The sequence below is a fragment of the Sanguibacter sp. Leaf3 genome, from assembly GCF_001425965.1.
Classification (GTDB): domain Bacteria; phylum Actinomycetota; class Actinomycetes; order Actinomycetales; family Cellulomonadaceae; genus Sanguibacter; species Sanguibacter inulinus.
Genome location: NZ_LMRH01000002.1, coordinates 758,958 through 783,958, shown reverse-complemented (window position 1 = coordinate 783,958; position 25,001 = coordinate 758,958). Strand labels below are relative to the sequence as shown.

Genomic DNA, 25,001 nt, shown 5'->3' with positions numbered 1-25,001 from the left:
GTCGGGCTCGTGCAGCAGGTCAGTCGTGTGAGACAGAAGTGCCTGCGGCTCCGCGCACCGCGACGACCTGGTCGAGGACCGCAGCCGCGACCTCGCGCTTGCTGCCCTCGGCGGACCCGAGGGCCTCGCCGTCGGCCGTGAGGATCGTCACCGCGTTCGTCGGGGCACCGAAGCCGAGGTCGTGACCGACCTCGTTGAGCACGAGCAGGTCTGCCTTCTTGCGACGCGCCTTGGCGCGCCCGTGGAAGAGCACGTCCCCGTCGGCGTCGCCCGTCTCGGCGGCGAACCCGACGATCGTCTGGTGCGGCGCACGCCTCTCGACCAGCCCCGCGAGGATGTCGGGGTTGACGACCAGCTGGATAGGAGCGACCACACCGTCGGACGTCTTCTTGGTCTTGTGGTCACCGACGCTCGCCGGACGGAAGTCGGCGACAGCCGCGCTCATGACGATCACGTCTGCGGTGAGCCTGTGCTCGTCCACGGCCTCGGCGAGCTGGGCCGTGGTCTCGACGTGGACGACGCTCACTCCCTCAGGGTCGGGGAGGATCACGTTGGCGGCGACGAGGACGACCTCGGCCCCGCGGTCGCGGGCTTCTTCGGCGACTGCGTAGCCCTGCACCCCGGTGCTGCGGTTCCCGAGGAACCTCACGGGGTCGATGGGCTCACGCGTCCCGCCGGCGGTCACGACGACCCGGGTGCCCGCGAGGTCGCCGCTCTCCCCCGCTGTGGCGGGCGTCGGCTGGCCGCTCGCGGCGCCGCTCTCGGCGGCCTCCAGGCGCGACGACGTGCTGCTGGTCGGCGTCTCGACGAGAGCGAGTGCGGCCTCGGCGATCACCTGAGGTTCGGGAAGACGGCCCGGTCCGGTGTCGGCGCCGGTCAGGCGCCCCGACGCAGGCTCCAGCACGTGAACGCCACGCTCGCGCAGCGTGGCGACGTTGGCGACGGTCGCCGGGTGCAGCCACATCTCGGTGTGCATCGCCGGGGCCACGAGCACCGGGCAGCGTGCCGTGAGGAGGGTGGCGGTGAGGAGGTCGTCAGACCGGCCTGTCGCCATCCTGGAGAGCAGGTCTGCGGTGGCCGGTGCGACGACGACGAGGTCGGCCTGCTGCCCGAGCGAGACGTGCGGGACGTGCGGGACGTCCGCGAAGACCTCGGTCGAGACAGCGCGGCCTGAGAGCGCCTCCCAGGTGGGAGCCCCCACGAAGCGGAGAGCCGCGGCTGTCGGCACGACGGTGACGTCGTGCCCAGCCTCCGTGAAGGTGCGGAGCAGCAGGACGGCCTTGTAGGCCGCGACCCCGCCGCTCACGCCGAGGACGATACGCATGCGCTCGGGCACCCTCTCAGCTCTTCGCGAGTGTCTAGCGGTCGGTCAGGAGGCGTCCGCGTCGGCGGCCGGCTGCTCGATCGGGTTGATCGTGAGGAGGCCGGCGTTGATCTCGCGCATGGCGATGGAGAGCGGCTTCTCCTGGTTGCGGGTCTCGACGAGCGGGCCGACGAACTCGAGGAGCCCCTCGTGCAGCTGCGAGTAGTACGCGTTGATCTGACGGGCGCGCTTGGCCGAGTAGATCACCAGGGCGTACTTGGAGTCAGCGCGGTCGAGCAGGTCGTCGATGGGCGGGTCGGTGATGCCCACAGGGGCGGCAACGGTTCCAGACACGGGTCAACTCCGAGGGTGGTGAGGATGGATCAATGGACCAGTCTACTCGGTCGCGGGCGCGCCGAGGCCTGCCGCGTGGCCGCACCGTCGTGTGACGTGCGACCCCGCGGCGGAACGGGGCTCAGCGCTCGACGACGGGGTGCGGGGTGAGCCCCATGACCGAGACGAGCTCGTCGGCCGCGCGCTGGACGTCGTCGTTGACGATCACGTGGTCGAACTCGGAGGCTGCGGCCATCTCGACCTTGGCCGTCGCCAGGCGGCGCTCCCGCTCTTCAGGTCCCTCGGTGCCACGCCCGACCAGGCGGCGCTCGAGCTCTTCCCAGCTGGGCGGGGCGAGGAACACGAAGCGGGCCTCGGGCATGGAGGCACGGACCTGACGAGCCCCCTGGAGGTCGATCTCCAGGAGGGTCGCCACGCCCGCGTCGAGCTTGTCCTGCACAGGCCCCCGCGGGGTCCCGTAGCTGTTGCGACCGTGCACCACGGCCCACTCGAGGAGGTCGCCGTGAGCCACCATGTCGGCGAACTTGTCAGGTCCGACGAAGAGGTAGTGGACGCCGTCGACCTCGCCGGGGCGGGGCTGGCGTGTCGTCGCGGAGACAGACAGCCAGATGTCGGGGTAGCGCGCGCGGATGTCAGCAGAGACCGTGCCCTTGCCGACAGCCGTGGGTCCGGCGAGGACCGTCAGGCGCGACGACGTGGGTGCGGGGGGCGTTGCAGGAATGATCAGCCGAACCTTTCGACGAGCGCCGCTGCCTGGTGCGGTCCGAGCCCACGCACACGTCGGGACTCGGCGATGCCGACCTCCGACATGATGGCGCGGGCCTTGACCTTGCCGACTCCCGGCAGGGACTCGAGCAGCGACACGACTTTCAACTTCCCGATGACGTCATCGGTGCGTCCTTGCTCGATGACTTCGGAGAGGACCCCTGAAGAGTACTTCAGACGGTTCTTCACCTCAGCACGCGCCCGCCGGGCGGCGGCCGCCTTGTCGAGCGCAGCAGCGCGCTGCTCTGGGGTCAGTTCAGGTAATGGCACTCCGGTCACCTTCTTCGGACGAGCGGAAACGTACTTGCGAAACTAGCCACGTTTGGGCTGGTCGGCAACGGGAACGTGGCCTGGGCCACACTCGGGGTGCCGGTAGGTCGCGATTGAGGCGAAACGTGACGACGCCGGGGCCTCGTGCGTGAGGTCCCGGCGTCGTCGTCTGTGCTGGGTGCGGTTCCGTTCAGCGGGTCGCGAGGGCTCCACGAGCCTCGTCGGCCGCGGTCTTGGCCGCGGTGCGCAGGGCTGCGACATCAGGTCCGGCGGCGAGGACCCCGCGGGAGGACGAGGCGAGGACCTGCGACCTCGCGTCGCCGAACACCGCGGCGAGCTCCTCGGCACCGGCGCCCTGGGCACCGACACCGGGTGCCAGCAGGGGGCCGCGCACGGCCGCCAGGTCGACCCCAGCGGTGCGGGCAGCGTCGCCGATCGTCGCACCGACGACCAGGCCGATCGACCCGAAGCCACCGCTCCCCCAGTCGGCTGCGCTCTCTGACGCCTCTGAGCCGGGCGCCTCGAGGTCGACAGCGCCGAGCTCGACGGCGCCGAGCTCAGCAGCGTTGAGCTCGGCGGCGAACCGCGCCATCTGCGCGGCCACGCTCTCCCCACCCGCGGAACGCGCGTGCTGCACCTCGTGACCTTCGGGGTTGGAGGTGAGGCACAGGACGAACAGCCCGCGGCCTGTCGCGAGGGCGAGCTCAACGGCAGGCGTGAGCGACCCGGCTCCGAGGAAGGGTGAGACCGTGAGGGCGTCACCCGCGAGCGGCGACCCGTCGGCGAGGTACGCCTGGGCGTACCCGGCCATCGTCGACCCGATGTCGCCGCGCTTGGCATCGACGATGGTCAGTGTCCCGACCTCGCGCGCCGCGGCGATCACCTCTTCGAGGACCGCGACCCCCTTCGACCCGTGCCGCTCGAAGAGTGCCGACTGCGGCTTGAGCGCGGCGACCCGTCCGCCGAGGGCATCGACGACGGTCAGTGCGAAGGTCCGCAGGCCGTCCGCGTCGTCGGTCAGACCCCAGGCGTCGAGCAGACCGGGGTGCGGGTCGATCCCTGCGCAGAGCGGTCCGTGCTCGGCCATGGCCGCGGCGAGCCGCGCCCCGAAGGGGGCGCGGCTGCCGGCTGGTCCTGCGGTCGGGGTGCCCGTCACCGGGCGCCCTGCACGGTGACGTACTCCTGGAGGCTGCGGACCGTGAAGGGCCCGGCCAGGACGGCCTCGATGCCCTGGACGGCCGCGGCCAGCTGGGAGACGGTCGTGATGATCGGCTTGTCGGCGGCTGTCGTCGCTGCGCGGATCTCGTAGCCGTCGGCGCGTGCGCCCTGACCCGAGGGGGTGTTGACGACCATGTCGACCTCGCCGTCGGTGATGAGGTCGACGATGGTGGGCTCGCCGTTCTCACCGCGTCCGGCCGAGTGCTTGCGCACGACGGTCGAGGCGATGCCGTTGCGGCGCAGGACCGTCGCGGTCCCCTCGGTCGCGAGGATCTCGAAGCCGAGCTCCGCGAGGCGCTTGACCGGGAAGACGATCGAGCGCTTGTCGCGGTCGGCGACCGACACGAAGACCGAACCGCTGGTCGGCAGGCCGCCGAAGGCCGCCGCCTGGGACTTCGCGAAGGCCGTCGGGAAGTCGTCGTCGAAGCCCATGACCTCACCCGTCGAGCGCATCTCCGGGCCGAGCACGGTGTCGACGGCCACGCCGTCGGCGGTGCGGAAGCGCTTGAAGGGCAGCACGGCTTCCTTGACGGCGATGGGCGCGTCGAGGTCGAGGGTCGCACCGTCGCCCTCGGCGGGCAGGACACCCGAGGCGCGCATGTCGGCGATCGAGTGGCCGACCATGAGCAGCGCCGCGGCCTTGGCGAGCGGGACGCCGGTGGCCTTGGACACGAAGGGCACGGTCCGCGAGGCGCGCGGGTTGGCCTCGAGGACGTAGAGCACGTCGGAGACGAGGGCGAACTGCACGTTGAGCAGACCGCGCACGCCGACGCCCTTGGCGATGGCCTCGGTCGAGCGGCGGATGCGCGCGATCTCGGCCTCGCTGAGCGAGACCGGGGGCAGCACGCAGGCGGAGTCGCCCGAGTGGATCCCGGCCTCTTCGATGTGCTCCATGACGCCGCCGAGGAACATCTCCTCGCCGTCGTAGAGGGCGTCGACGTCGATCTCCATCGCGTCGTCGAGGAAGCGGTCGATGAGGATCGGGGCGAGGTGTCCCCCGGCCTTGGCGACCTCGCCGAGGGCGCGCTCGACGTAGCCAGTGAGCTGCTCCTCGGAGTAGACGATCTCCATGCCGCGTCCGCCGAGCACGTAGGACGGGCGGACGAGGACCGGGTAGCCGATGCCGTCGGCGATCTCGCAGGCCTGCGCGAGGGTCGTCGCGGTGCCGAAGGCGGGGGCCGGCAGACCGGCCTCGCCGAGGACGCGGCCGAAGACCTCACGGTCCTCCGCGGAGTCGATGGCCTCGGGCGAGGTGCCGAGGATCGGCAGACCCGCGTCGGCAAGACGCTGCGCGAGGCTCAGCGGCGTCTGGCCGCCGAGCTGCACGATGATCCCCTTGATCGGACCGGCGGCCAGCTCAGCCTCGTAGACCTCGAGGACGTCTTCGAAGGTCAGCGGCTCGAAGTAGAGGCGGTCGGCCGTGTCGTAGTCGGTCGAGACGGTCTCGGGGTTGCAGTTGACCATGACGGTCTCGTAGTCGCCCTTGAGGGCGAGGGCTGCGTGCACGCAGGAGTAGTCGAACTCGATGCCCTGACCGATGCGGTTCGGGCCCGAGCCGAGGATGATCACGGCCTCGCGCTCGCGCGGCTTGACCTCGGTCTCGGCGTCGTAGGACGAGTAGTAGTACGGGGTCTCGGCCTTGAACTCCGCAGCGCAGGTGTCGACGGTCTTGAAGACCGGGCGCACCCCGAGGGCCTTGCGGACCTCGCGGACCGTCGCCTCGCCTGCGGAGCGGCTGCCGCCGATGCCGCGCAGCGACGCGATCTGCGCGTCGGAGAGCCCGTGGCGCTTGGCGCGGTCGAGGACCACGCGGGTGAGCGCCGGTGCGGCGGCCACCTCGGCGGCGATCTCGTTGACGAGCTGGATCTGGTCGAGGTACCAGGGGTCGATCTTCGTGGCGTCGAAGACCTGCTCGATGGTCGCACCGGCACGCAGGGCCTGCTGGGTCTGCACGAGGCGGGACTCGGTCGGCCGGGCGATCTCGACGAGGAGCGCGTCGAGGTCGGCGCCCGTGGGCACCTCCCCGTCCCAGTGGAAGGTCGCGCCGGACTTGTCGATCGAGCGCAGCGCCTTGCCGAGGGCCTCGGTGAAGTTGCGGCCCATGGCCATCGCCTCGCCGACGGACTTCATGGTCGTGGTGAGGGTGTCGTCGGCCGCCGGGAACTTCTCGAAGGCGAAGCGCGGCACCTTGACGACCACGTAGTCGAGCGAGGGCTCGAAGGACGCCGGGGTCGACCCGGTGATGTCGTTGGGGATCTCGTCGAGGGTGTACCCGACGGCGAGCTTCGCGGCGATCTTCGCGATCGGGAAGCCCGTGGCCTTCGAGGCGAGGGCCGAGGAGCGCGACACGCGCGGGTTCATCTCGATGACGACCACGCGGCCGGTCTCGGGATGCACGGCGTACTGGATGTTGCAGCCACCGGTGTCGACGCCGACCTCGCGGATCACGGCGATGCCGATGTCGCGCAGGTTCTGGTACTCGCGGTCGGTGAGGGTGAGCGCCGGGGCGACCGTCACCGAGTCACCGGTGTGCACGCCGACGGGGTCGACGTTCTCGATCGAGCAGATGACGACGACGTTGTCCGCCTTGTCACGCATGAGCTCGAGCTCGTACTCCTTCCAGCCGAGGATCGACTCCTCGAGGAGCACCTCGGTGGTCGGCGAGTAGTGCAGGCCCTGGCCGACGATGCGGCGCAGGTCCTTCTCGTCGTAGGCGATGCCCGAGCCCAGGCCACCCATCGTGAAGGACGGGCGCACGACCATCGGGTATCCCAGGTCGTCGGCGGCCGCGAGGGCCTCCTCGACGGCGTGGATGATGACCGAGCGGGCGGACTCGCCGCCGCACTTCTCGACGACCTCCTTGAACTGCAGGCGGTCTTCGCCCTTCTGGATCGCGGCGATGTTCGCGCCGATGAGCTCGACGTCGTACTTGGCCAGGACACCGGCCTCGTCGAGGGCGATCGCGGCGTTGAGAGCCGTCTGCCCGCCGAGGGTCGCCAGGACGGCGTCGGGGCGCTCCTTGGCGATGATCGAGGTGAGCACCTCGGTCGTGATGGGCTCGATGTACGTGGCGTCGGCGAACTCGGGGTCCGTCATGATCGTCGCCGGGTTGGAGTTCACCAGGACGACACGGATGCCCTCCTCCTTGAGCACCCGGCACGCCTGGGTGCCCGAGTAGTCGAACTCGCACGCCTGGCCGATGACGATCGGCCCGGAGCCGATGACCAGGACGGAGTTAATGTCTGTTCTGCGAGGCACTGGTCAGTTCTCCTTCTGCGACGTGGCGGTCTGGGTCCCCGCGGCCGAGAGGCCTGCGGCGGACGACGCACCTGACGTCATGAGGTCGAGGAAACGGTCGAAGAGGTACGAGGCGTCGTGCGGGCCTGCGGCTGCCTCCGGGTGGTACTGGACGGAGAAGGCCGGGATGTCGAGGCACTCGAGACCCTCGACCACCTGGTCGTTGAGGCCGATGTGCGACACGATCACGCGCCCGTAGCGGTCGGTGTGCGGCGCGACGGTCTCGGCGCCCACCGGGGCGTCGACCGCGAAGCCATGGTTCTGCGAGGTGATCTCGACCTTGCGGGTCGCGAGGTCCATGACCGGCTGGTTGATGCCGCGGTGGCCGTAGGCCAGCTTGTAGGTGCCGAAGCCGAGGGCCCGCCCGAGGATCTGGTTGCCGAAGCAGATGCCGAAGTACGGCAGGCCGCGGTCGAGGACCTCACGGAGCAGCTCGACCTCGTGGGTCGCCGCCCCGGGGTCTCCGGGGCCGTTGGAGAAGAACACGCCGTCGGGCGAGAGCGCCACGACGTCGTCGATCGTCGAGGACGACGGCAGCACGTGCACGCGGATGCCGCGCTCGGCGAGACGCTGCGGCGTCATGGCCTTGATGCCGAGGTCGATCGCGACCACGGTCTTCAGCGGAGCCTTCCCCGCGAAGTCGCCGAGGGGCTCGATGACGTAGGCCTCGTCGGTGCTGACCTCGCCGGCGAGGTCGGCGCCCTTCATCGACGGGGCCGCGAGGACCTCCGCGACGAGGTCGTCGATCGACCGCGGGTACCCACCGACGAGCAGCGCGTCGCCGGAGAACACGGCACCGCGCATCACACCGCGCTCGCGCAGGTGACGTGTCAGCGCGCGGGTGTCGATGTCGGAGATGCCGACGACACCCTGACGGACCAGCTCGTCCTCGAGGGTGCCCACGGCACGCCAGTTCGAGGGGCGTCGGGCAGGGTCGCGCACCACGTAGCCGCTCACCCAGATCTTGCCGGACTCCGGGTCGTCGTCGTTCACACCCGTGTTGCCGATGTGCGGCGCCGTCATCACGACGATCTGCCGGTGGTACGAGGGGTCGGTCAGCGTCTCCTGGTAGCCGGTCATGCCGGTGTTGAAGACGATCTCGCCGACCGTGGTGCCGTGCGCGCCGTAGGCACGGCCGGAGAAGGTGCGACCGTCTTCCAGGACGAGGAGCGCTGCGTCGGAGACGTCGGTCTCGGGGGTCTTGGTCGCGTGGAGCTGCGTAGTCACTCGGACTCCTTGATGTCGGTACGAGAGTCGGGGGAAGAAGGAGACGACGACGCGAGCGCGCTCACGGCGTCGAGGAGGAGGGGACGGTCGGCCTTGCGCTGGGTCCGCACGCCGGTCTCGAGGGCCGTGCGCTCACCCGTCGGCGACAGCGTCGACCAGGCGATGACCACGAGGCCCTCGCCGCCGACGTACTTGCCAGCCATGCCCGAGGTGCGCGAGGCACCCGTGAGGTCGGCGACAGGCACGAAGAGGTCGGTGGCACCTGCCCGGGCGACCACGACACCCGCGTCGAACACCTGCACGACAGCCTTGGCCCTGTACCCGAGTTCGCGCGCGGCGACCCTGTCGAGCCAGTCGCCGGCCGTGGTCGTCGACACGTACGTGCCCTCGATCGGCGCCGTGCGTGCGGCACCGAGCTCTGCCTCGGCAGGCACCTCGGCGAGCGTCGACACCTTGGTCGCGCTGCGCGCCTGGAGCGAGCGCCAGCCGCGCCACATGATCACCAGCAGCAGGGCACCCACGGACAGCATGATCGCCACGGCGACAGGGAGGGGCAGGTTCATCGAGCCACCTCGGCCTGCTCGACCGGACGGCCCTCGAAGACGGTCGCCCGACCCCGCAAGAAGGTCGCCACGACAGCACCGGGCAGCTCGTGACCGCCGAAGGGCGAGTTCGCGCTCGCGGTCGCCTGCTCGGCCGGCACGACGACGCGGGTCGCGGACGGGTCGACCAGCACGACGTTGGCGGGCTCGCCGACCTCGAGCGGACGACCCTGCGGACGGGCACCCTCGTCGATGCGGCCGATGCGCGCCGGCGCTGTCGAGAGCACACGGGCGACGTCGGCCCAGGTCATGCGACCGGTGTCGACCATGGTCTGCTGGACGACGCTCAGCGCCGTCTCGAGGCCGGTCATGCCGAAGGCCGCCGCAGCCCACTCGCAGTCCTTGTCCTCGCGGGTGTGGGGGGCGTGGTCGGTCGCGACGATGTCGATCGTCCCGTCGGCCAGGCCCTCGCGGACGGCCTCGACGTCTGCGGCCGTGCGCAGCGGCGGGTTGACCTTGAAGAGGGGGTCGTAGCCGCGGGCGAGCTCGTCGGTGAGGATCAGGTGGTGCGGGGTGACCTCGGCGGTCACGTTGATGCCCCGGGCCTTGGCCCAACGGATGAGGTCGACAGACCCGGCGGTCGACAGGTGGCACACGTGCAGGCGTGAGCCGACGTGCTCGGCGAGCAGCACGTCGCGGGCGATGATCGCCTCCTCGGCGACAGCCGGCCAGCCGGCCAGCCCGATCTCGGCCGAGACGACACCCTCGTTCATCTGGGCGCCCTCGGTCAGGCGGGGCTCCTGGGCGTGCTGGGCGATCACCCCGTCGAAGGACTTCACGTACTCGAGCGCGCGGCGCATGAGGACCGGGTCCCACACGCACCTGCCGTCGTCCGAGAACACCCGGACCTGCGCGGCCGACGAGGCCATCGAGCCGAGCTCGGCGAGGTGCTCCCCCGCCAGGCCCACGGTCACGGCGCCGACGGGGTGGACGTCCGCCCAGCCCGCCTCGGTGCCGATGCGCCAGACCTGCTCGACCACACCGGCGGTGTCCTGGACCGGGGTCGTGTTGGCCATCGCGTGGACGGCCGTGAACCCGCCGACGGCCGCGGCGCGGGTCCCCGACGCGATCGTCTCGGAGTCTTCCCGGCCCGGCTCCCGCAGGTGGGTGTGCAGGTCCACCAGGCCCGGGAGGGCGACCAGCCCGGAGCAGTCGACGACCACGGTCTCGTCGGAGCCGTCCGCGCTGAGCGTGCCAGCCGGGGCGACAGCCTCGATCACACCGCCGGCGAGGACCATGTCGACACTGTCACCACCGAGGGGCGACACGTGGGAGAGGAGATACCTGGTGGTCATGACTGTCCTGCTTCCTTCGGGGAGACACCGTTCTTGTCAGAGGCACCGTGCTTGTCGGACGCCTCGTGCGTCACGTCTCCTGCGAGCAGGAGGTAGAGGACGGCCATGCGGACCGCGACACCGTTGGCGACCTGCTCGACGATCACCGCGCGCGGCGAGTCCGCCGCCTCCGCCGAGATCTCGAGCCCGCGGTTCATCGGGCCGGGGTGCATGACGATCGTGTGGTCCTCGAGCAGCCGCAGGCGGCGCGCGTCGAGACCGTAGTTGCGGGTGTACTCGAGAGGGCTCGGGAAGAACCCTCCGCCCGAGCTGCTCATCCGCTCGCGCTGGACACGCAGCATCATCACCGCGTCAGGCTTGCCGTCACCGAGGACCCAGTCGAGGTCGTAGGACACGTCGCAGGGCCACGCCTCGACCCCGACGGGCACGAGGGTGGGCGGCGCGACGAGCGTCACCCGGGCACCGAGGGTGGTGAGCAGCTGGACGTTCGAGCGGGCCACGCGCGAGTGCAGGACGTCACCCACCACGGCCACGTGCAGACCGGAGAGGTCCTGACCCGTCCCGGCGCCGAGCAGCGGTGCGCTCGCGGGGTCCCGCGCGTCGCGGCGCTCCCCCGTGAGGTGGCGGCGGATCGTGTACGCGTCGAGCAGCGCCTGCGTCGGGTGCTGGTGCATGCCGTCGCCCGCGTTGATGACAGCCGAGTCGACCCAGCCAGCGTTGGCCAGCGTGTGCGGCGCCCCGGAGGCCTGGTGCCGGATGATCACGGCGTCGGCCCCCATGGCCTGGAGCGTCAGCGCGGTGTCCTTGAGGGACTCCCCCTTGGAGACGCTCGAGCCCTTGGCGGAGAAGTTGATGACGTCGGCCGAGAGGCGCTTGGCGGCTGTCTCGAAGGAGATGCGGGTGCGGGTCGAGTCTTCGAAGAAGAGGTTGACCACGGTGCGCCCGCGCAGCGTCGGGAGCTTCTTGATCTCCCGCGACTGCGTGGCGGCCATCTGACCGGCGGTGTCGAGGATGCGGATCGCCTCGGCGCGCGACAGGTCCGCCGTCGTGAGGAGGTGCTTCACAGCCCTGCCTCCTCTGCCTGGGTCCCGGCTGCCACCGGGGCCTGGCTGATGAGGACGGCGTCGTCTCCGTCGATCTCGGCGACCCGCACGTGGACGCGCTCGGACACCGAGGTCGGCAGGTTCTTGCCGACGTAGTCGGGGCGGATCGGCAGCTCGCGGTGACCGCGGTCGACGAGCGCGGCGAGCTGGACGGCGCGCGGGCGCCCGATGTCGCTGATCGCGTCGAGCGCCGCGCGGATGGTGCGGCCGGAGTACAGGACGTCGTCGACGAGGACGACCACCTTGCCGTCGATCCCGCCTGCGGGCAGCGTGGTCGTGCCGATCGCTCGCGGTGGCTGGCGGTGCAGGTCGTCGCGGTGCATGGTCACGTCGAGGGTGCCGACGAGGCTCGTGGCGTCGAGGCCGGGCTCGACCTCGGCGAGGCGCAGCGCGAGCCGCTCGGCGAGCGGGACACCCCGGGTCGGGATGCCGAGCAGGACCACGTCGGCGCCGCCCTTGTTGCGCTCGAGGATCTCGTGGGCGATGCGGGTCAGCGCCCGGGCGATCTCGGGGGCTCCGAGGACCTCGGTCGGCGCTGGGGGCACGACGGGTGAGGACTCGAGGGGGGACGACGCAGGAGCGTCGTGGGGCACAGCAGGGCCAGATGTCATCTGGCGACCTCCTTCTCCGCCTCTCTGGACGGCTCTTAAAGGATGTCTTGCAGGACGTCACCCACCTTACAGCGACCCCGGGCGGCGCCCGTGCGGGGTGGCGCATGGTGAGACGACCTGTCCCTGCTGCGGGTCGTCAGGCTGCCGCCGGGCGCTCTGGCGCCGTGCTCGTCGAGATGCCACGGACGCACCGTCACTCGGAGACCGGGCGTTCTGTCAGGCGACTGCCGAGCCCTCTGCCCCGGCTGTCGTCGGGGCGTCCCGGACGCCGAGCCAGCTCACCAGCCCGCCGAGGGCGAGCAGCACGGCTGTCAGCACCAGGGCTCTGTGGAACCCCGCAAGGTCGAGCGTCGGGCCGAGGACCACCCCGGCGCAGGCGATGACCACCAGCCCGGCCACCCGCGAGACCGCGTTGTTGACCGCGGAGCCGATGCCGGCGTCCTCGGGCGGGACCGCAGCGAGGATCGACGCCGTCAGGGGAGCCACCGTCGCGCTCAGACCGAGCCCGAAGAGCAGCACACCCGGCAGCAGCTGGGTGAGGTAGTCCGCGTCCTGCGTGGTCGTCAGCATGAGCAGGTACCCGGCGGCGGCGAGCAGCGGGCCTGCGGTCATGAAGACGCGCGCACCGTAGCGACCTGCCAGCGACCCGGCGCGGGACGACAGCACGAGCATGAGGAGCGTGACGGGCAGCATCGCCAGACCGGCCGCCGTCGCGCTGTAGCTGGCCACCTGTTGGAGGAACAGGACCACGACGAAGCCGCCGAAGGCGAGCGCCCCGTAGACGAAGGCCGTGGTGAGGTTCCCGGCCGAGAAGTTGCGCACTGCGAAGAGCCGCAGCGGCAGGACAGGGTCGGCCACGCGCCGTTCCCACAGCACGAAGACGACGAGGGCCAGGACGCCGAGGACCAGCGGTCCCCAGACCAGCGGGTCGCCCCAACCGAGCCGTCCTTGCTCGATGAGCGCGAAGACCGTGCCGGCCAGACCCAGCGCGACGAGGGCCGCGCCTGCGACGTCGACGCGTCGCGACCTGTCCCGCTCACCCCGGTCGGTGCCCCGCAGCAACCAGGCTGTCACCGCGACGGGGAGCACGTTGACCGCGAAGACCCAGCGCCACGACGAGGTGTCGACGAGGATCCCGCCGAGCAGCGGCCCGGCGATCATGGCCGTCCCCGTCCACGCCGTCCAGGTGCCGATGGCCCGCCCCTGCGCCTCGCCGCGGAAGGTCGCGACGATCATCGCGAGGGAGCTCGGCACCAAGAGCGCCCCGGCAGCGCCCTGGACAGCACGGGCGACCACGAGGACCACCCCTGACGGGGCGACAGCGCAGGCGAGCGACGCGAGACCAAAACCGACCAGCCCCCACGAGAGGACACTCCGCCGGCCGAGGACGTCGGAGAGCGACCCGGCCACGAGGATCAGCGCCCCGAGGGTCACGAGATAGGCGTCGACGACCCACTGCTGGAGGGCGAGCCCGTCGAGCACTCCCCCGTCCAGGTCCCCGGCGATCGCGGGCAGTGCGACGTTGACGACCGACCCGTCGAGGAACACGACGAAGGACGCGAGGATCGCGACCACGAGGACACGGCGTTCGGCAGGCTTCACAGGCTCACGCTAGACCCCGGGGTCTGTGCATGCTGCTCCTCGGCTCCGCCGCCTGGCGACCCGGGGGTGTCAGGTCCCCGAGATCACCCTGTCGCGCACGACCCTGCGCAGCACCTTGCCGATCTGCGACCTGGGCAGGTCCTTCATGATGACCAGCTGCTTGGGCAGCGCGTAGCGGGCGACGTTCTTCTCGCACCAGGCCCGGACGGCCTCGAGGTCGACACCCGTGGCGTCGCGTGCCAGCACGAGGGCCGCGACGACCTTCTCCCCCAGGTCGCCGCCCGGGAGGCCGACCACAGCGACGTCCTCGACACCAGGCATGGTCCGCAGGCAGTCCTCGACCTGCGACGGGAAGACCTTGAACCCGCCGGTGATGATCATCTCCTTGATGCGGTCCACGGCCTGGACGAACCCGCCGTCGTGCATGACGACCACGTCACCGGTCCGCACCCAGATCTTGCCCTGGAGCTCGACGAGCGACTCGGCTGTGTCCTCCGGGCGTTCCCAGTAGCCCGCGAAGACCTGCGGTCCGCTGATGAGCAGCTCGCCGCGCTCCCCGGACCCGAGGATCTTCGTCGGGTCGTCCTGGTCGACCACGAGGATGTCGGTCGACGGGAAGGGCAGACCGAGCATGCCGGGCCGGCGCTGGTCGGAGAGAGGGCTGCCGAGGGCGACCGGGGAGGTCTCGGTCATGCCGTACCCCTCGATCGCGAGACCGCCGGTCACCTCTTCCCAGGCCTCCGCCGTCGCGAGCGGGATCGGCATCGCACCGCAGATGGCGTACCGGAAGCTCGTGAGGTCGGCGCCGGACTCCTTCGCCGCAGCCGACAGCCTGTCGAGCATCGGGGGCACCGCGGGCAAGAACGACCCGGGCAGGCGCTTCTGGGTCGCCAGGACGGACGTCACGTCGAACTTGGGGAACAGCACGAGCGTCGCGCCGATCCGCATCGCGTAGGTGAGGCAGAGCATGAGACCGAAGGCGTGGAAGAACGGGAGCACGCCGTAGACGACCTCGTGGCCGTCCTCCTCGACAGACTCACGCTCCGCCCCGGTCCACTCGGTGCCCTGCACGACGTTGGCCACGAGGTTGCGGTGGGTGAGCATCGCGCCCTTAGGAGTCCCGGTCGTGCCACCCGTGTACTGCAGGAGAGCAAGGTCTTCGGACTCCGGGTACGGGTGGTCGGCGGGCAGCGGCGACGCCTTCGAGACCAGCTCGTGCCAGTAGGTCGTGCCCGAGGGCAGGGCGGCACGCATCGTCGCCCGGAGGGCCTTGGCCTTGCTGATCGGGAGGGAGAGCGCCAGGCGCTTGAGCGTGGGCAGGTCGCGAGACATGTCGACGGCGATCACCGTCCGGACCGGCGTCTGCGCCTGGACCTCGAGGACCCGGACCGCTGTGTGCTCCCAGCAGATCGCGACCACGGCACCAGAATCCGTGAGCTGGTGCGCGAGCTCGCCTGCGGTGTACGTCGGGTTGTGCTCGACGACGACAGCACCGATCCGCAGCGTCGCGTAGAAGGCGACCACGTGCGAGGCGAGGTTCGGGAGCGCGATCGCGACCCTGTCACCCGGGCCGACACCGAGGTCGAGCAGGGCGCTCGCGGCGCGGCGGACCTGGTCGAGGAGCTCGGCGTAGGTGGTCGTCGAGCCCATGAAGTCGAGGGCAGGCCTGTCCGGGAAACGCTCGGCGGCGCGCTCGAGCGAGGCTGTCAGCGGTTCGTCGGGCACGGTGATGTGGTGCGCGACTCCGGGCGCGTAGGAGGACAGCCACGGGCGGTGTTCGATCGACGAGGTCACCCGTCGAGAATAACCTACGGACCCGTAACCTACGGGGCCGTAGGTCCCGAGAGGCCCGACGGTCGCAGAACCTCCCCACCTGCTACGACTCCTCGCCACAGGACGCACGCAGGCCCGGACCGTGAACGGTCCGGGCCTGCGTGCGGTGGCGTCTCCCTCGAGGACGAGGGGTCAGGCCAGGATGGTCGGCTTCAGCTCGAGGATGCGGCCGAGGAGACCGTTGACGAAGACCGGCGAGTCGTCGGTCGAGAGCGACCTGGACAGCTCGACAGCCTCGTCGATCGCGACGGCGTCGGGGACGTCGTCGTTGAAGAGGATCTCCCAGGTGCCGATGCGCAGCAGCGCACGGTCGACTGCGGGCATACGGTCGAGCGACCACTCGTGCGAGTACGTCTCGAGGAGCTCGTCGATCCGGTCGAGGCGGTCGATGACCCCCTCGACGATGTCGGCGGAGTACTGCGGCAGGGCTGCCTCGGTCCCCGGCTCGGCCACCCGGTCCGCGAGGAGGGTGATCGGGTCGAGGTGACGCTGCTCGGCCTCGAAGAGCACGTCGAGCGCGCGCTTGCGGGCCTTGGTCCTGGCTCCCACGTCAGTCGTTCACTCGGCCGAGGTAGCTCGAGTCGCGGGTGTCGACCTTGACCTTGGTTCCCTGCTCGAGGAACAGCGGGACCTGGATCACGTGACCGGTCTCGAGGGTGGCGGGCTTGGTCCCACCGGTCGAGCGGTCGCCCTGGAGGCCCGGCTCGCTGTAGGTGATCTCGAGGACGACCGACGGCGGCAGCTCGATGTAGAGGACTGTGCCCTCGTTGGTCGCGACGTTGACGACCTGGCTCTCGAGGAGGAAGTTGGCGGCGTCGCCGACGACCACCTCGGGGATGTTGATCTGGTCGTACGTGCTCTGGTCCATGAACACGTAGTCCGTGCCGTCCTTGTAGAGATACTGCATGTCGCTCTTGTCGACGGTCGCAGTCTCGATCTTCAGGCCGGCGTTGAAGGTCTTGTCGACCGTCTTGCCCGAGGTCACGTTCTTCATCTTGGTGCGGACGAACGCGCCACCCTTGCCGGGCTTGACGTGCTGGAAGTCGATGACGGTCCAGAGCTGGCCGTCGAGCTTGAGCACAGTGCCGTTCTTGATGTCGTTGGTGGTAGCCACGGTGGTCTTCCTGTCGAGTGTTCAAGGATCAGGCACCCGACGACCGGACGACGAGCCCCGGCACCGGCGAGGTGCAGGGCTGATCAGGGAGCGGACCGCACGAGAGCGTGGGCCAGTCTACCTCAGCCGATCCACCACAGACCGAGGACCCCGAGACCAGCAGCCCAGACGATCGAGGCGAGCGTCCCGACGACGAAACGCTCCGAGGCACCCGGGTTGTCCTTGAGCTCGGGGTACCTGCCCAGCCCCTTGATCGCCACGAGGATCGCGATGCCACCCGGATAGCCGACGAGGATCAGGCCCGTCACCGCGAGCCGCTCGAGGATGCCGATCCAGGTTCCGCCGCGCAGGGCGGCGACGGCGGTGGGGCCGGTCGGGCCGGGATCGGCGGGGCTCGGGGCGGCACCCGCCTGCTGTCCGGTGCCAGCTGGGTCTTCCACGCCAGGGGCTGAGGTGCCTGTCGACGAAGCGCCGGTGGCGGCGGCATGCCCCGTGGGGTCACTGTGGGTACCTCCCCCTGCTCCGCTGGTCGACTCGGCAGCACCTGTGCGCGCGGCGAGGTGCAGCACGCCCCGCGTGACGTAGTAGCCACCGACGATGCTCAGCACGATCAGCCCCGCGGCGATCGCCAGGGCGACGCCGGTGCTCGTCTGTGCGTGCACCGGTGGGTGCCCGTCGGGCAGATAGGGCTGGACCTCCGCGACGAGGGTGGCGAGGTTCCCGGTGCCGAGCACCGTGCCGATCAGACCCATCAAGACATCTCCCCTGCAGTCGACTGAGCCGCACGCTACACGCAGGGTCCGTCACAGGGAACGCTGGGACGGCAGGGACCGCGCGTCGCGCTCAGATGGTGTCGAGCTCGCCGAGGAGCCTGGCGACCACGGGTCGGGCGGCACGCTCTTCGGCCCAGAGGGCGGCGCGCACGCGCTGGCTCACGGCCTGCTCGCTCACCCCAAGCCTCCGCGCGACCTCGCGCTGCGTCGCGTCAGCACCAGACCTCTCGAGGTCGACCAGGAGGTCGACGACCTCCCAGCCAGCAGTAGACCGGCGCTCGACCACCGCGCCGAGCAGGTGGACGACCGCCTCCACGTCGGCTGACGCCTGGCCGTCCCCACCTTGGATCGCGACGGGGACTGCCGACGAGCGACGCTTGGCACGATCGATCGCGGCGCGGGCCCTGACGAAGGCGGGTCCGGAAGCCTCGCGGCTGTGCTCTGGGAGCGGGTCCTGCACCTCCCCCACACCGACGCCGGCGCGCCATCCGCCGAGACGGACGATCTCCAGCACGAGGGCGAGAGCCGTCGAGGGCGACGAGACGACAGCCTGGACCTCGTCCCCGACGGTCCGCTCGAAGGGCAGCTCGATGCCGTCGAGGCGCTCGCCCCAGACACCTGCACGCGCCAAGAAGTCGGGGACCTTGTCCCCGCGGGTCGTGCTGCGCTGCTGGTCTACCGTGAGGACGATCATGACTCAAGGCTAAGCGCTTGATCCTTGGTGTTCAAGGATATGTTCTGGACTTCAGGTCGAGGTGCTGAGCTGCAACGGGGGCGCGCATGCGCTTGGCACACTATTTTTGGGGCACACCAGAGGCCGTCTCTGAGGTCGACTCCGGGCCTCAGCCCAGCGGTTCAGCCGGCGAGAGCGAGCAGCGCCAGCCTGTACGAGTCGAAGCCAAAACCCGCGACGGTCCCCGTGGCGACGGGCCCGACGACCGAGAGATGACGGAACTCCTCCCGGGCGTACGGGTTGGAGATGTGCACCTCGACCAGGCGCAGTCCCCCCTTGGTCACCTGCGCGGCCGCGTCGCGGAGCGCATAGGAGTAGTGCGTGAACGCAGCCGGGTTGAGCACCACGTCGCTGCGTGTGTCGACGGCCTCGTGGAGCCAGTGCACCAGCTCGGACTCGTCGTCGGTCTGGCGGACCTCGACCTCGAGACCGAGCTCGCTCCCCCACCGGGCGCCGGACTCGACGAGGTCGGCGAAGGACAGAGAGCCGTAGACCTCTGGCTCTCGTACGCCGAGTCGTCCGAGGTTGGGGCCGTTGAGGAGCAGCACACGTGTCATGCCCGGGAGCCTAGTACGCGGGCCCCCGACAGGTGACCTGTGCCCACGGACGCCGGACGGGAGGCGGCGCGTCAGGTTGCCGCTGTCTGAGCCTCGACGATCGGAGGGCGCCGCTCGGCCGACTCGACGGCGTTGCCCGCCCACCACTCGCGGTGCCCGTCGCTCGACCGGACACGCACCGGGCCGCCGATGCCACGGCCGCGACCCGTGCGGCGGAAGATCTCCACGGTCACCGGACCCGTGATGTCCCCGTGCTCAGCACGACCCGGGAGCGTGAGGTGCAGGTACGGCAGACCCTGCGCATCGCGGTCGCCCCAGGCAACCACCTGGCGTCCCTGGCTGTTCCCGCTGCCGAGGCCGCGGGCGCTGCGCACCTCGACGGGGATGCCGCGGGCAGCGACCGCCCAGCTCCGGCGGTCCGAGACAGCCATGAGCAGCACCCCGACGGCGAAGGGCGCCAGGAGCAGCACGAAGAAGGCGCACGCCCACCCCGCAGTCTCGCCCCAGAACGTCACGGCGCCGACGACAGCTCCCGCGGTCGCGGCCCAGAGCAGCGCCACCCCGATCCACAGGCTCGAGGAGAGCGAGGAGCGTGCAGCCCGGAACGAGGCGTCCGCGGTGAGTGGAGAGGTCATGCCGTCATGCTGCACGGCTGGGCACCCGAGCGCACCCCGCCGCGGTGGGGAGTCCTGCCCTGCACCCTGAGCACGGACCTGTTCACCCCCGACACTCTCGACGAGCCGCCGGGCACAGCGCGCTCTTCTGCCACGACGACCGCGCCTGACCGACGGAACACCGCTCTTCGACGAGAACGGCGGCGCGTCGACCGGAGCGTCGGCTAGAGCGAGATGGCCCTGCTGGTCGGTGCGTCTGCGCTGATCTCGGCGTATGCAGCGGCGAGCAGCGTCGGGTCGGGGCCTTCGAGGCGGGTCGGCTTGCCGATGCCGTCGAGCACGACGAAGCGCAACAGGTCGCCACGGGACTTCTTGTCGCGGCGCATCACCGCGAGCAGCTGCTCCCAGCGGTCACCGCGGTACGTCAGCGGCAGACCCACCGACGCGAGGATCGACCTGTGGCGGTCGACGACCTCGTCGTCGAGGCGGCCGGCAAGACGCGCGAGCTCGGCCGCGAAGACCATGCCCACCGACACAGCAGCCCCATGACGCCACGCGTAGCGCTCGACCTGCTCGATCGCGTGGGCGAGGGTGTGCCCGTAGTTGAGGATCTCGCGGAGCGAGGCCTCCTTGAGGTCTTCGCTGACGACACGCGCCTTGACAGCCACGCTGCGCTCGACGAGCTCCCGGACGACGTCCCAGAGATGGTCGTCGATGCTCGCGGGCCAGGTGCCGAGGGCCTCGGCGTTGGCCTCGACGAGATCGAGGATCACAGGGTCGGCGATGAACCCCGTCTTGATGATCTCGCCGAGCCCCGCGACGAAGTCCCAGCGCGGCAGCGTCTCGAGGGCGACGAGGTCGCACAGCACGCCGACGGGCGAGTGGAAGGCACCCACGAGGTTCTTGCCCTCGGCCGTGTTGATACCCGTCTTGCCGCCGACGGCCGCGTCGACCATCGCGAGCAGGGTCGTCGGGATGTGCACGACCGAGATGCCGCGCAGCCACGTGGCGGCGATGAAGCCGGCGACGTCGGTCGTCGCCCCCCCGCCGAGCGAGACGATCGCGTCGCTGCGCGTGAAGTCCGACTGGCCGAGCACCTGCCAGCAGAAGGCCACGACATCGACAGACTTCGCTCCCTCGGCGTCGGGGATGACGGCGAGGAGGGCCTCGTAGCCCTGCGCGAGGAGGTCTTCGCGGACGACCGCGGCAGAGGCCTCCATCGCCTCGGTGTGCACGACGAGGACCTTCTTGACACCGGTGCCGAGCAGGCGCGGCAGCTCGCCGAGCAGCTGCTTGCCGATGAGCACGTCGTAGGAGTGCTCTGCGTCGACGCGCACGACGGAAGGAGCCGGTGCGGCAGTGGTCTCGGGCGTGGCAGTCGTCTCGTCGGTCACGACGGGTCCTCCGGTGGGGTGGGGCGGACCAGGGCCTCGTGGATCTCACGGGCGACCTGGGCGGCGGTCTTGGCGTCGGTGTCGACACGGTGGGTGGCGATCCGCTCGTACACGGGGCGGCGCGCCTCCATGAGGCTCGCCCACTTCGCACGAGGGTTGCCGAGCAGCAGAGGGCGGGCCTGGTTGAAGCCGACGCGGGGTGCGACGTGCGTGAGGCTCACGTCGAGGAACACGACGGCGCCGCCGTCGTGCGTGTACGCCTCGAGGGCGGCCTGGCTCAAGGGGTCGAGGACGGCTCCGCCCCCGAGGGCGAGCACCCCCTCGTGGACAGCCAGGGCTGTCGTCACGGCTTCGCGCTCGAGAGCGCGGAAGTGCGGCTCGCCGTCGTCGACGAAGATGTCGGCGATGGCCTTGCCGGCCGTCACCTCGATGTCGGTGTCGGTGTCGCGCAGGTCGACGCCGAGCAGCCCGGCGAGCAGCCGGGCAGTGGTCGACTTGCCGGACCCCGGCGGGCCGACGAGCACCACACGCGGGCTCTGCGCCCCTGCGCCTGTCGGGGACACGATCAGCGCAGCAGCTCGGGGATGGCGGCCAGGTACGCCTCGGCGTTGCGGCGCACCTCGCCGACAGAGTCCCCGCCGAACTTCTCGAGGACCACGTCGACGAGGGTCAGCGCGACCATCGCCTCGGCGACCACGGCTGCCGGCGGTACGGCGCAGACGTCGCTGCGCTGGTGCTGGGCAGTCGCCGGCTCCCCCGTCGCGACGTCGACCGTCGCGAGGGCGCGCGGGACCGTCGAGATGGGCTTCATCGCGGCGCGGACCCTCAGGACCTCACCGTTGCTCATGCCGCCCTCGATACCACCAGCACGGTTGGTCCGGCGACGCAGACGGCCGTCGTCGTCGCGGTCGATCTCGTCATGAGCCTGCGAGCCGCGGCGGGCGGCCGTGCGGAAACCGTCGCCGACCTCGACGCCCTTGATGGCCTGGATACCCATGAGGGCCGCGGCGAGCTTCGCGTCGAGGCGACGGTCGCCGTGCGTGTACGAGCCGAGACCCGTCGGGACGCCGTAGGCGAGGACCTCGACGACACCACCGAGTGTGTCGGCGTCCTTGTGGCACGCGTCGATCTCGGCGACCATCGCGTCCGAGGTGGTCTTGTCGAAGCAGCGGACCGGGTCGGCGTCGAGGTACGCGACGTCGTCGGGCGACGGGAGCACGGCGTCCTCAGGGGTGAAGACCGGGCCGATGCTCGTCACGTGCGACACGAGACGGATGCCGAGAGCCTGCTCGAGGAACTTCGCGGCGACGGCGCCGAGGGCGACACGCGTCGCGGTCTCCCGGGCGGAGGCGCGCTCGAGCACAGGACGGGCGTCGTCGAAGGCGTACTTACGCATGCCGACGAGGTCGGCGTGGCCCGGACGCGGACGGGTGAGCGGCGCGTTGCGCGCACGGTTCAGCAGCGCCGGGTCGACAGGGTCGGAGGCCATGACGTCGACCCACTTGGGCCACTCCGTGTTGCCGATCTCGATCGCGAGCGGACCACCCTGGGTGATGCCGTGCCGCAGACCGGCGAGGATGCGCACCTCGTCCTGCTCGAACTTCATCCGGGCGCCGCGGCCGTAGCCCAGACGACGGCGCGCGAGCGCGTCCTGGATGTCGGAGGTCAGCACCTCCACACCTGCGGGGACACCCTCGACGATGCCCACGAGTGCAGGGCCGTGCGATTCACCTGAAGTCAGCCAACGAAGCATGCGGACATCTTCCCACGGACCAGGGACGACGACGCCGGGCGCCCGAGTGTCGGACGCCCGGCGGGGCGAGGTGTGCCGGGCGCCGACACTCGGTACCAGCCAGGTCAGCTGGTTGTCACCGCAGGCTCCTCGGCAGTGGGAGCCGCCGGCGCAGGTGCGGCATCGGCGTCCAGGACGTAGACGTAGCCGCTGATGACGATCTCCGCATCACCCTTGGCCGTCGCGGGGCGCCCACCGCTCGCGCCGGTCTCGTCCTGGCCGGTGAGGGAGACACCGGTCGCGAGGAAGAGCCTGGACGTCGCGGTCTGGAGAGCCTTGACGTACTCGAGCGTCGCAGTGGGGTTACCGAGGACGGTGACCGTGACCGGGACCGCGTAGAGGCCAACGGGCGCACCGGTGACCGCCGCGACTCCAGGGATGGCGGCCAGGGACGCGAGGACCGGCGTCGAGGTCGACGACGTGACGTCGACGACGAACGCACCCGTGCCGAGCGAGACGTTCGCAAGCTCGACGTTGAACGCCGCCTGCTCGAAGGTCGCGGGAATCTGGCTCTGGAGCCCGGCGAGCGTACCGCGGAACTCGTCGATTTTCTCGAAGTCTGACTTCAGCTGTGCGATCTGCACCTCGAGCAGATCGTTCCGGTCCGCCTCCTGGACAGCCTGCTCGCGGGCCAGGCTCGCCTCGTCGAGCTGCGGGGAGATCGCCAAGAACCAGGCGATCGCGAGCAGCGCGGTCGAGATGGCCGCCGTGCCGATGATCCACGGGGTCGATGCTGACGTCTTCACTTGGAATCTCCTTCAGGGCCGAACCGGCCAGAGAGCGCGTCGACGCTCAGCTGCACGGTCGAGGTGACCTCGTAGTAGACGACACCGTCTTCCTCGCCGACCGTCTGGGTCAGCACCTGGGCGTCGTGCATGCCCTCGATGCTGTTGAGCATGTCGATCCAGGCTGCGGTGTCCGGCAGCGTGGGCGACCTGTGTGTGATCGCGACCGACGCGATCCCGGCCCCCACCAGGGGGTCTGCTGGGACGGGCGGACCTTCGAGCGGGTTCATCGCGGTCGTGGCGAATGCGGTGAGCTGGGAACCGGCCGGCATCTGGAGCAAGACAGCGTAGAGGTAGTCGCTCCAGAGGATCTCGCTGCCCATGCCGACTGTCCTGGCGAGCTCGGCGTTCGCGATCTGCCCCTTGATCTGCGGCACCTCGGAGTACGTGCTCTGCTCCTGCTGGAGACGGAGAGTCTCCGCCTGGACCGTCTCGAGCTCGGACTGGGCTGAGCTCACCGAGAGCATGCTCGCCACGTACCCGAGCAGAGCCACGATCAGCACGACGCCGAGGACGAGTAGGAGCCACACCTTGACACGCTGGAGAGCGCGCCCCGCGCGGACCGAGGCTGGGAGCAGGTTGACCTGCGGCAGCGAAGGGGCGCCGGCGATCATGCCGGTCGATGCGGCCCCAGGTGCCTTCTTGGCCTTCTTCACGGAGAAGCGGGGCTGTGTGTCGGTGCTCATGCTGCGACTCCGAAGGCCAGGCCGAGCGGGACGCTCAGCACGTGCTGTATCGCCTCGAGCTCAGGGCCCTTCGGCATGTCGGGACCGGTCGTCATGGTCGACAGCGGCAACGCGACCGAGACGCCGACGCGGGCTGCGGAGGAGACGTACTGCCCAAGACCTGAGAGCTGGGCTGCGCGGCCGGTGAGCAGGACCATGTCGAGGGCCTCCCCCGGGTTGTTCATCGCGAAGTAGGAGAGCGTGCCCCGGACAGCCTCGACGAGGACGTGGCCGACCTGGGCGACGGCTTCGGCTGCTGGTCGCAGCTCCGGCGGGACAGCCAGGCCTATCCCAACCTGTCGCTTGATCTGCTCCGCCTGGGCGTCCGAGACCCCCATGGCGGACGACACCGCGTCGGTCATGTCCTGGCCGCCTGTCGGGAGCACACGGACGAACTGCGGCATGCCGCGCGAGACGATGACGACCGTCGTGATGCGGGCGCCGATGTCGACGAGGGCGACGGTCCTGTCGACCCATGGCCCGCGTGCGAGGCTCCGCGTCAGTGCAAGAGCTGTGAGGTCGACCATGACAGGACGCAGCCCGGCAGCCGTGACGGCAGCCACGTTCGACTCGACGGTGTCTTTCGTCGCGGCGACGAGGAGCCCGTGGACGACGGGGCCGTGCTGACCCTCGGACGTGCCCGTCGGGACGTAGTCGAGGAGCGCGTCCTCGACCGCGACCGGGATCTGGTCCTGCACCTGGTAGGGCAAGGACTGGCGGATCTGGTCGAGGGGCATCGCCGGGAGGTCGAGGTCACGGACGAGGACGCGCTGGTTCCCGACACCGATGACGACGTCCTTCGACCGGAACTTCGTCTCGCGCCACAGCTGCTTGATCGCCGTCGCGACGACGTTCGGCTCGACGACCTCGCCGTCACGGATGGCACCAGCTGGCAAGGCAACCTCGCCGAACCGGACGACCTCGGGCGTCTTCGTGGCTGCGGGGCCCTTCGGCCCGAACTCCACCTCGACGGCACGCACGCTGGTGCTGCCGATATCTAGCCCGATCACTCGTGACTTCGCCACCGCACATCT

25 protein-coding genes are annotated in these 25,001 nt (G+C 70.5%); all 25 read right to left on the bottom strand.

Going from position 1 to position 25,001, the window contains the following annotated elements:
- Positions 1-19: 19 nt before the first annotated feature.
- On the bottom strand, positions 20-1,324 hold the full coding sequence (locus ASG53_RS10930; RefSeq protein WP_056134122.1) for a bifunctional phosphopantothenoylcysteine decarboxylase/phosphopantothenate synthase: 1,305 nt from the start codon (positions 1,322-1,324) through the stop codon (positions 20-22).
- 45 nt (positions 1,325-1,369) lie between these two features.
- The gene (gene rpoZ, locus ASG53_RS10925; protein ID WP_056132679.1) at positions 1,370-1,657 is read right to left on the bottom strand and encodes a DNA-directed RNA polymerase subunit omega; all 288 of its coding nucleotides are present in this window, start codon (positions 1,655-1,657) and stop codon (positions 1,370-1,372) included.
- A gap of 121 nt (positions 1,658-1,778) precedes the next feature.
- Positions 1,779-2,378, bottom strand: a complete 600-nt coding sequence (gene gmk, locus ASG53_RS10920) for a guanylate kinase (RefSeq protein WP_056132676.1) — start codon at positions 2,376-2,378, stop codon at positions 1,779-1,781.
- A 2-nt stretch (positions 2,379-2,380) separates the two neighbouring features.
- The gene (gene mihF, locus ASG53_RS10915; protein WP_056132673.1) at positions 2,381-2,692 is read right to left on the bottom strand and encodes an integration host factor, actinobacterial type; all 312 of its coding nucleotides are present in this window, start codon (positions 2,690-2,692) and stop codon (positions 2,381-2,383) included.
- Between the two features lie 190 nt (positions 2,693-2,882).
- Positions 2,883-3,779 carry an orotidine-5'-phosphate decarboxylase gene (gene pyrF, locus ASG53_RS10910; RefSeq protein WP_235533934.1) on the bottom strand — a complete coding sequence of 299 codons (897 nt, stop codon included), beginning with the start codon at positions 3,777-3,779 and terminating at the stop codon, positions 2,883-2,885.
- A gap of 65 nt (positions 3,780-3,844) precedes the next feature.
- Entirely contained in the window at positions 3,845-7,168 is a 3,324-nt protein-coding gene (carB, locus tag ASG53_RS10905) for a carbamoyl-phosphate synthase large subunit (protein WP_056132665.1), read from the bottom strand.
- 3 nt (positions 7,169-7,171) lie between these two features.
- Positions 7,172-8,434, bottom strand: coding sequence for a glutamine-hydrolyzing carbamoyl-phosphate synthase small subunit (carA, locus tag ASG53_RS10900; protein WP_056132662.1), 1,263 nt, complete (start codon positions 8,432-8,434; stop codon positions 7,172-7,174).
- Positions 8,431-8,997, bottom strand: coding sequence for a PH-like domain-containing protein (locus tag ASG53_RS10895; protein WP_056132659.1), 567 nt, complete (start codon positions 8,995-8,997; stop codon positions 8,431-8,433). The genes carA and ASG53_RS10895 overlap by 4 nt, the downstream gene beginning before the upstream one ends.
- Positions 8,994-10,331, bottom strand: a complete 1,338-nt coding sequence (locus tag ASG53_RS10890) for a dihydroorotase (protein ID WP_056132657.1) — start codon at positions 10,329-10,331, stop codon at positions 8,994-8,996. Before ASG53_RS10890 ends, ASG53_RS10895 begins: the two co-directional genes overlap by 4 nt.
- Positions 10,328-11,395 carry an aspartate carbamoyltransferase catalytic subunit gene (locus ASG53_RS10885; protein WP_056132654.1) on the bottom strand — a complete coding sequence of 356 codons (1,068 nt, stop codon included), beginning with the start codon at positions 11,393-11,395 and terminating at the stop codon, positions 10,328-10,330. Before ASG53_RS10885 ends, ASG53_RS10890 begins: the two co-directional genes overlap by 4 nt.
- The gene (gene pyrR / locus ASG53_RS10880) at positions 11,392-12,045 is read right to left on the bottom strand and encodes a bifunctional pyr operon transcriptional regulator/uracil phosphoribosyltransferase PyrR (RefSeq protein WP_056132651.1); all 654 of its coding nucleotides are present in this window, start codon (positions 12,043-12,045) and stop codon (positions 11,392-11,394) included. The genes ASG53_RS10885 and pyrR overlap by 4 nt, the downstream gene beginning before the upstream one ends.
- 216 nt (positions 12,046-12,261) lie before the next feature.
- Complete coding sequence (locus ASG53_RS10875; RefSeq protein ID WP_056132649.1) at positions 12,262-13,647, bottom strand: MFS transporter; 1,386 nt, start codon at positions 13,645-13,647, stop codon at positions 12,262-12,264.
- 69 nt (positions 13,648-13,716) lie between these two features.
- Positions 13,717-15,441, bottom strand: a complete 1,725-nt coding sequence (locus tag ASG53_RS10870) for an AMP-binding protein (protein WP_056132646.1) — start codon at positions 15,439-15,441, stop codon at positions 13,717-13,719.
- 171 nt (positions 15,442-15,612) lie between these two features.
- Positions 15,613-16,029: a transcription antitermination factor NusB gene (gene nusB / locus ASG53_RS10865; RefSeq protein ID WP_056132643.1), complete on the bottom strand. Its 417-nt coding sequence runs from the start codon at positions 16,027-16,029 to the stop codon at positions 15,613-15,615.
- Position 16,030: 1 nt separating this feature from the next.
- Positions 16,031-16,594: an elongation factor P gene (gene efp / locus ASG53_RS10860; protein ID WP_056132640.1), complete on the bottom strand. Its 564-nt coding sequence runs from the start codon at positions 16,592-16,594 to the stop codon at positions 16,031-16,033.
- 122 nt (positions 16,595-16,716) lie between these two features.
- Positions 16,717-17,346, bottom strand: coding sequence for a hypothetical protein (locus ASG53_RS10855; protein WP_235533905.1), 630 nt, complete (start codon positions 17,344-17,346; stop codon positions 16,717-16,719).
- Positions 17,347-17,437: 91 nt separating this feature from the next.
- Entirely contained in the window at positions 17,438-18,061 is a 624-nt protein-coding gene (locus ASG53_RS10850) for a SatD family protein (protein WP_056132638.1), read from the bottom strand.
- Between the two features lie 161 nt (positions 18,062-18,222).
- A complete protein-coding gene (locus ASG53_RS10845) occupies positions 18,223-18,657 on the bottom strand; it encodes a type II 3-dehydroquinate dehydratase (RefSeq protein ID WP_056132634.1) in 435 nt (144 codons plus the stop codon).
- 71 nt (positions 18,658-18,728) lie between these two features.
- Positions 18,729-19,292 carry a hypothetical protein gene (locus ASG53_RS10840; RefSeq protein ID WP_056132631.1) on the bottom strand — a complete coding sequence of 188 codons (564 nt, stop codon included), beginning with the start codon at positions 19,290-19,292 and terminating at the stop codon, positions 18,729-18,731.
- 203 nt (positions 19,293-19,495) lie between these two features.
- Entirely contained in the window at positions 19,496-20,665 is a 1,170-nt protein-coding gene (gene aroB / locus ASG53_RS10835; protein WP_082543974.1) for a 3-dehydroquinate synthase, read from the bottom strand.
- Positions 20,662-21,234: a shikimate kinase gene (locus ASG53_RS10830; protein WP_442983373.1), complete on the bottom strand. Its 573-nt coding sequence runs from the start codon at positions 21,232-21,234 to the stop codon at positions 20,662-20,664. The genes aroB and ASG53_RS10830 overlap by 4 nt, the downstream gene beginning before the upstream one ends.
- Complete coding sequence (aroC, locus tag ASG53_RS10825; RefSeq protein WP_056132624.1) at positions 21,231-22,418, bottom strand: chorismate synthase; 1,188 nt, start codon at positions 22,416-22,418, stop codon at positions 21,231-21,233. The genes ASG53_RS10830 and aroC overlap by 4 nt, the downstream gene beginning before the upstream one ends.
- A 104-nt stretch (positions 22,419-22,522) precedes the next feature.
- Complete coding sequence (locus ASG53_RS10820) at positions 22,523-23,203, bottom strand: hypothetical protein (protein WP_056132620.1); 681 nt, start codon at positions 23,201-23,203, stop codon at positions 22,523-22,525.
- A complete protein-coding gene (locus tag ASG53_RS10815; RefSeq protein WP_056132619.1) occupies positions 23,200-23,928 on the bottom strand; it encodes a hypothetical protein in 729 nt (242 codons plus the stop codon). The genes ASG53_RS10820 and ASG53_RS10815 overlap by 4 nt, the downstream gene beginning before the upstream one ends.
- Entirely contained in the window at positions 23,925-24,992 is a 1,068-nt protein-coding gene (pilM, locus tag ASG53_RS10810; protein ID WP_056132616.1) for a type IV pilus assembly protein PilM, read from the bottom strand. Before pilM ends, ASG53_RS10815 begins: the two co-directional genes overlap by 4 nt.
- Positions 24,993-25,001: the final 9 nt, after the last annotated feature.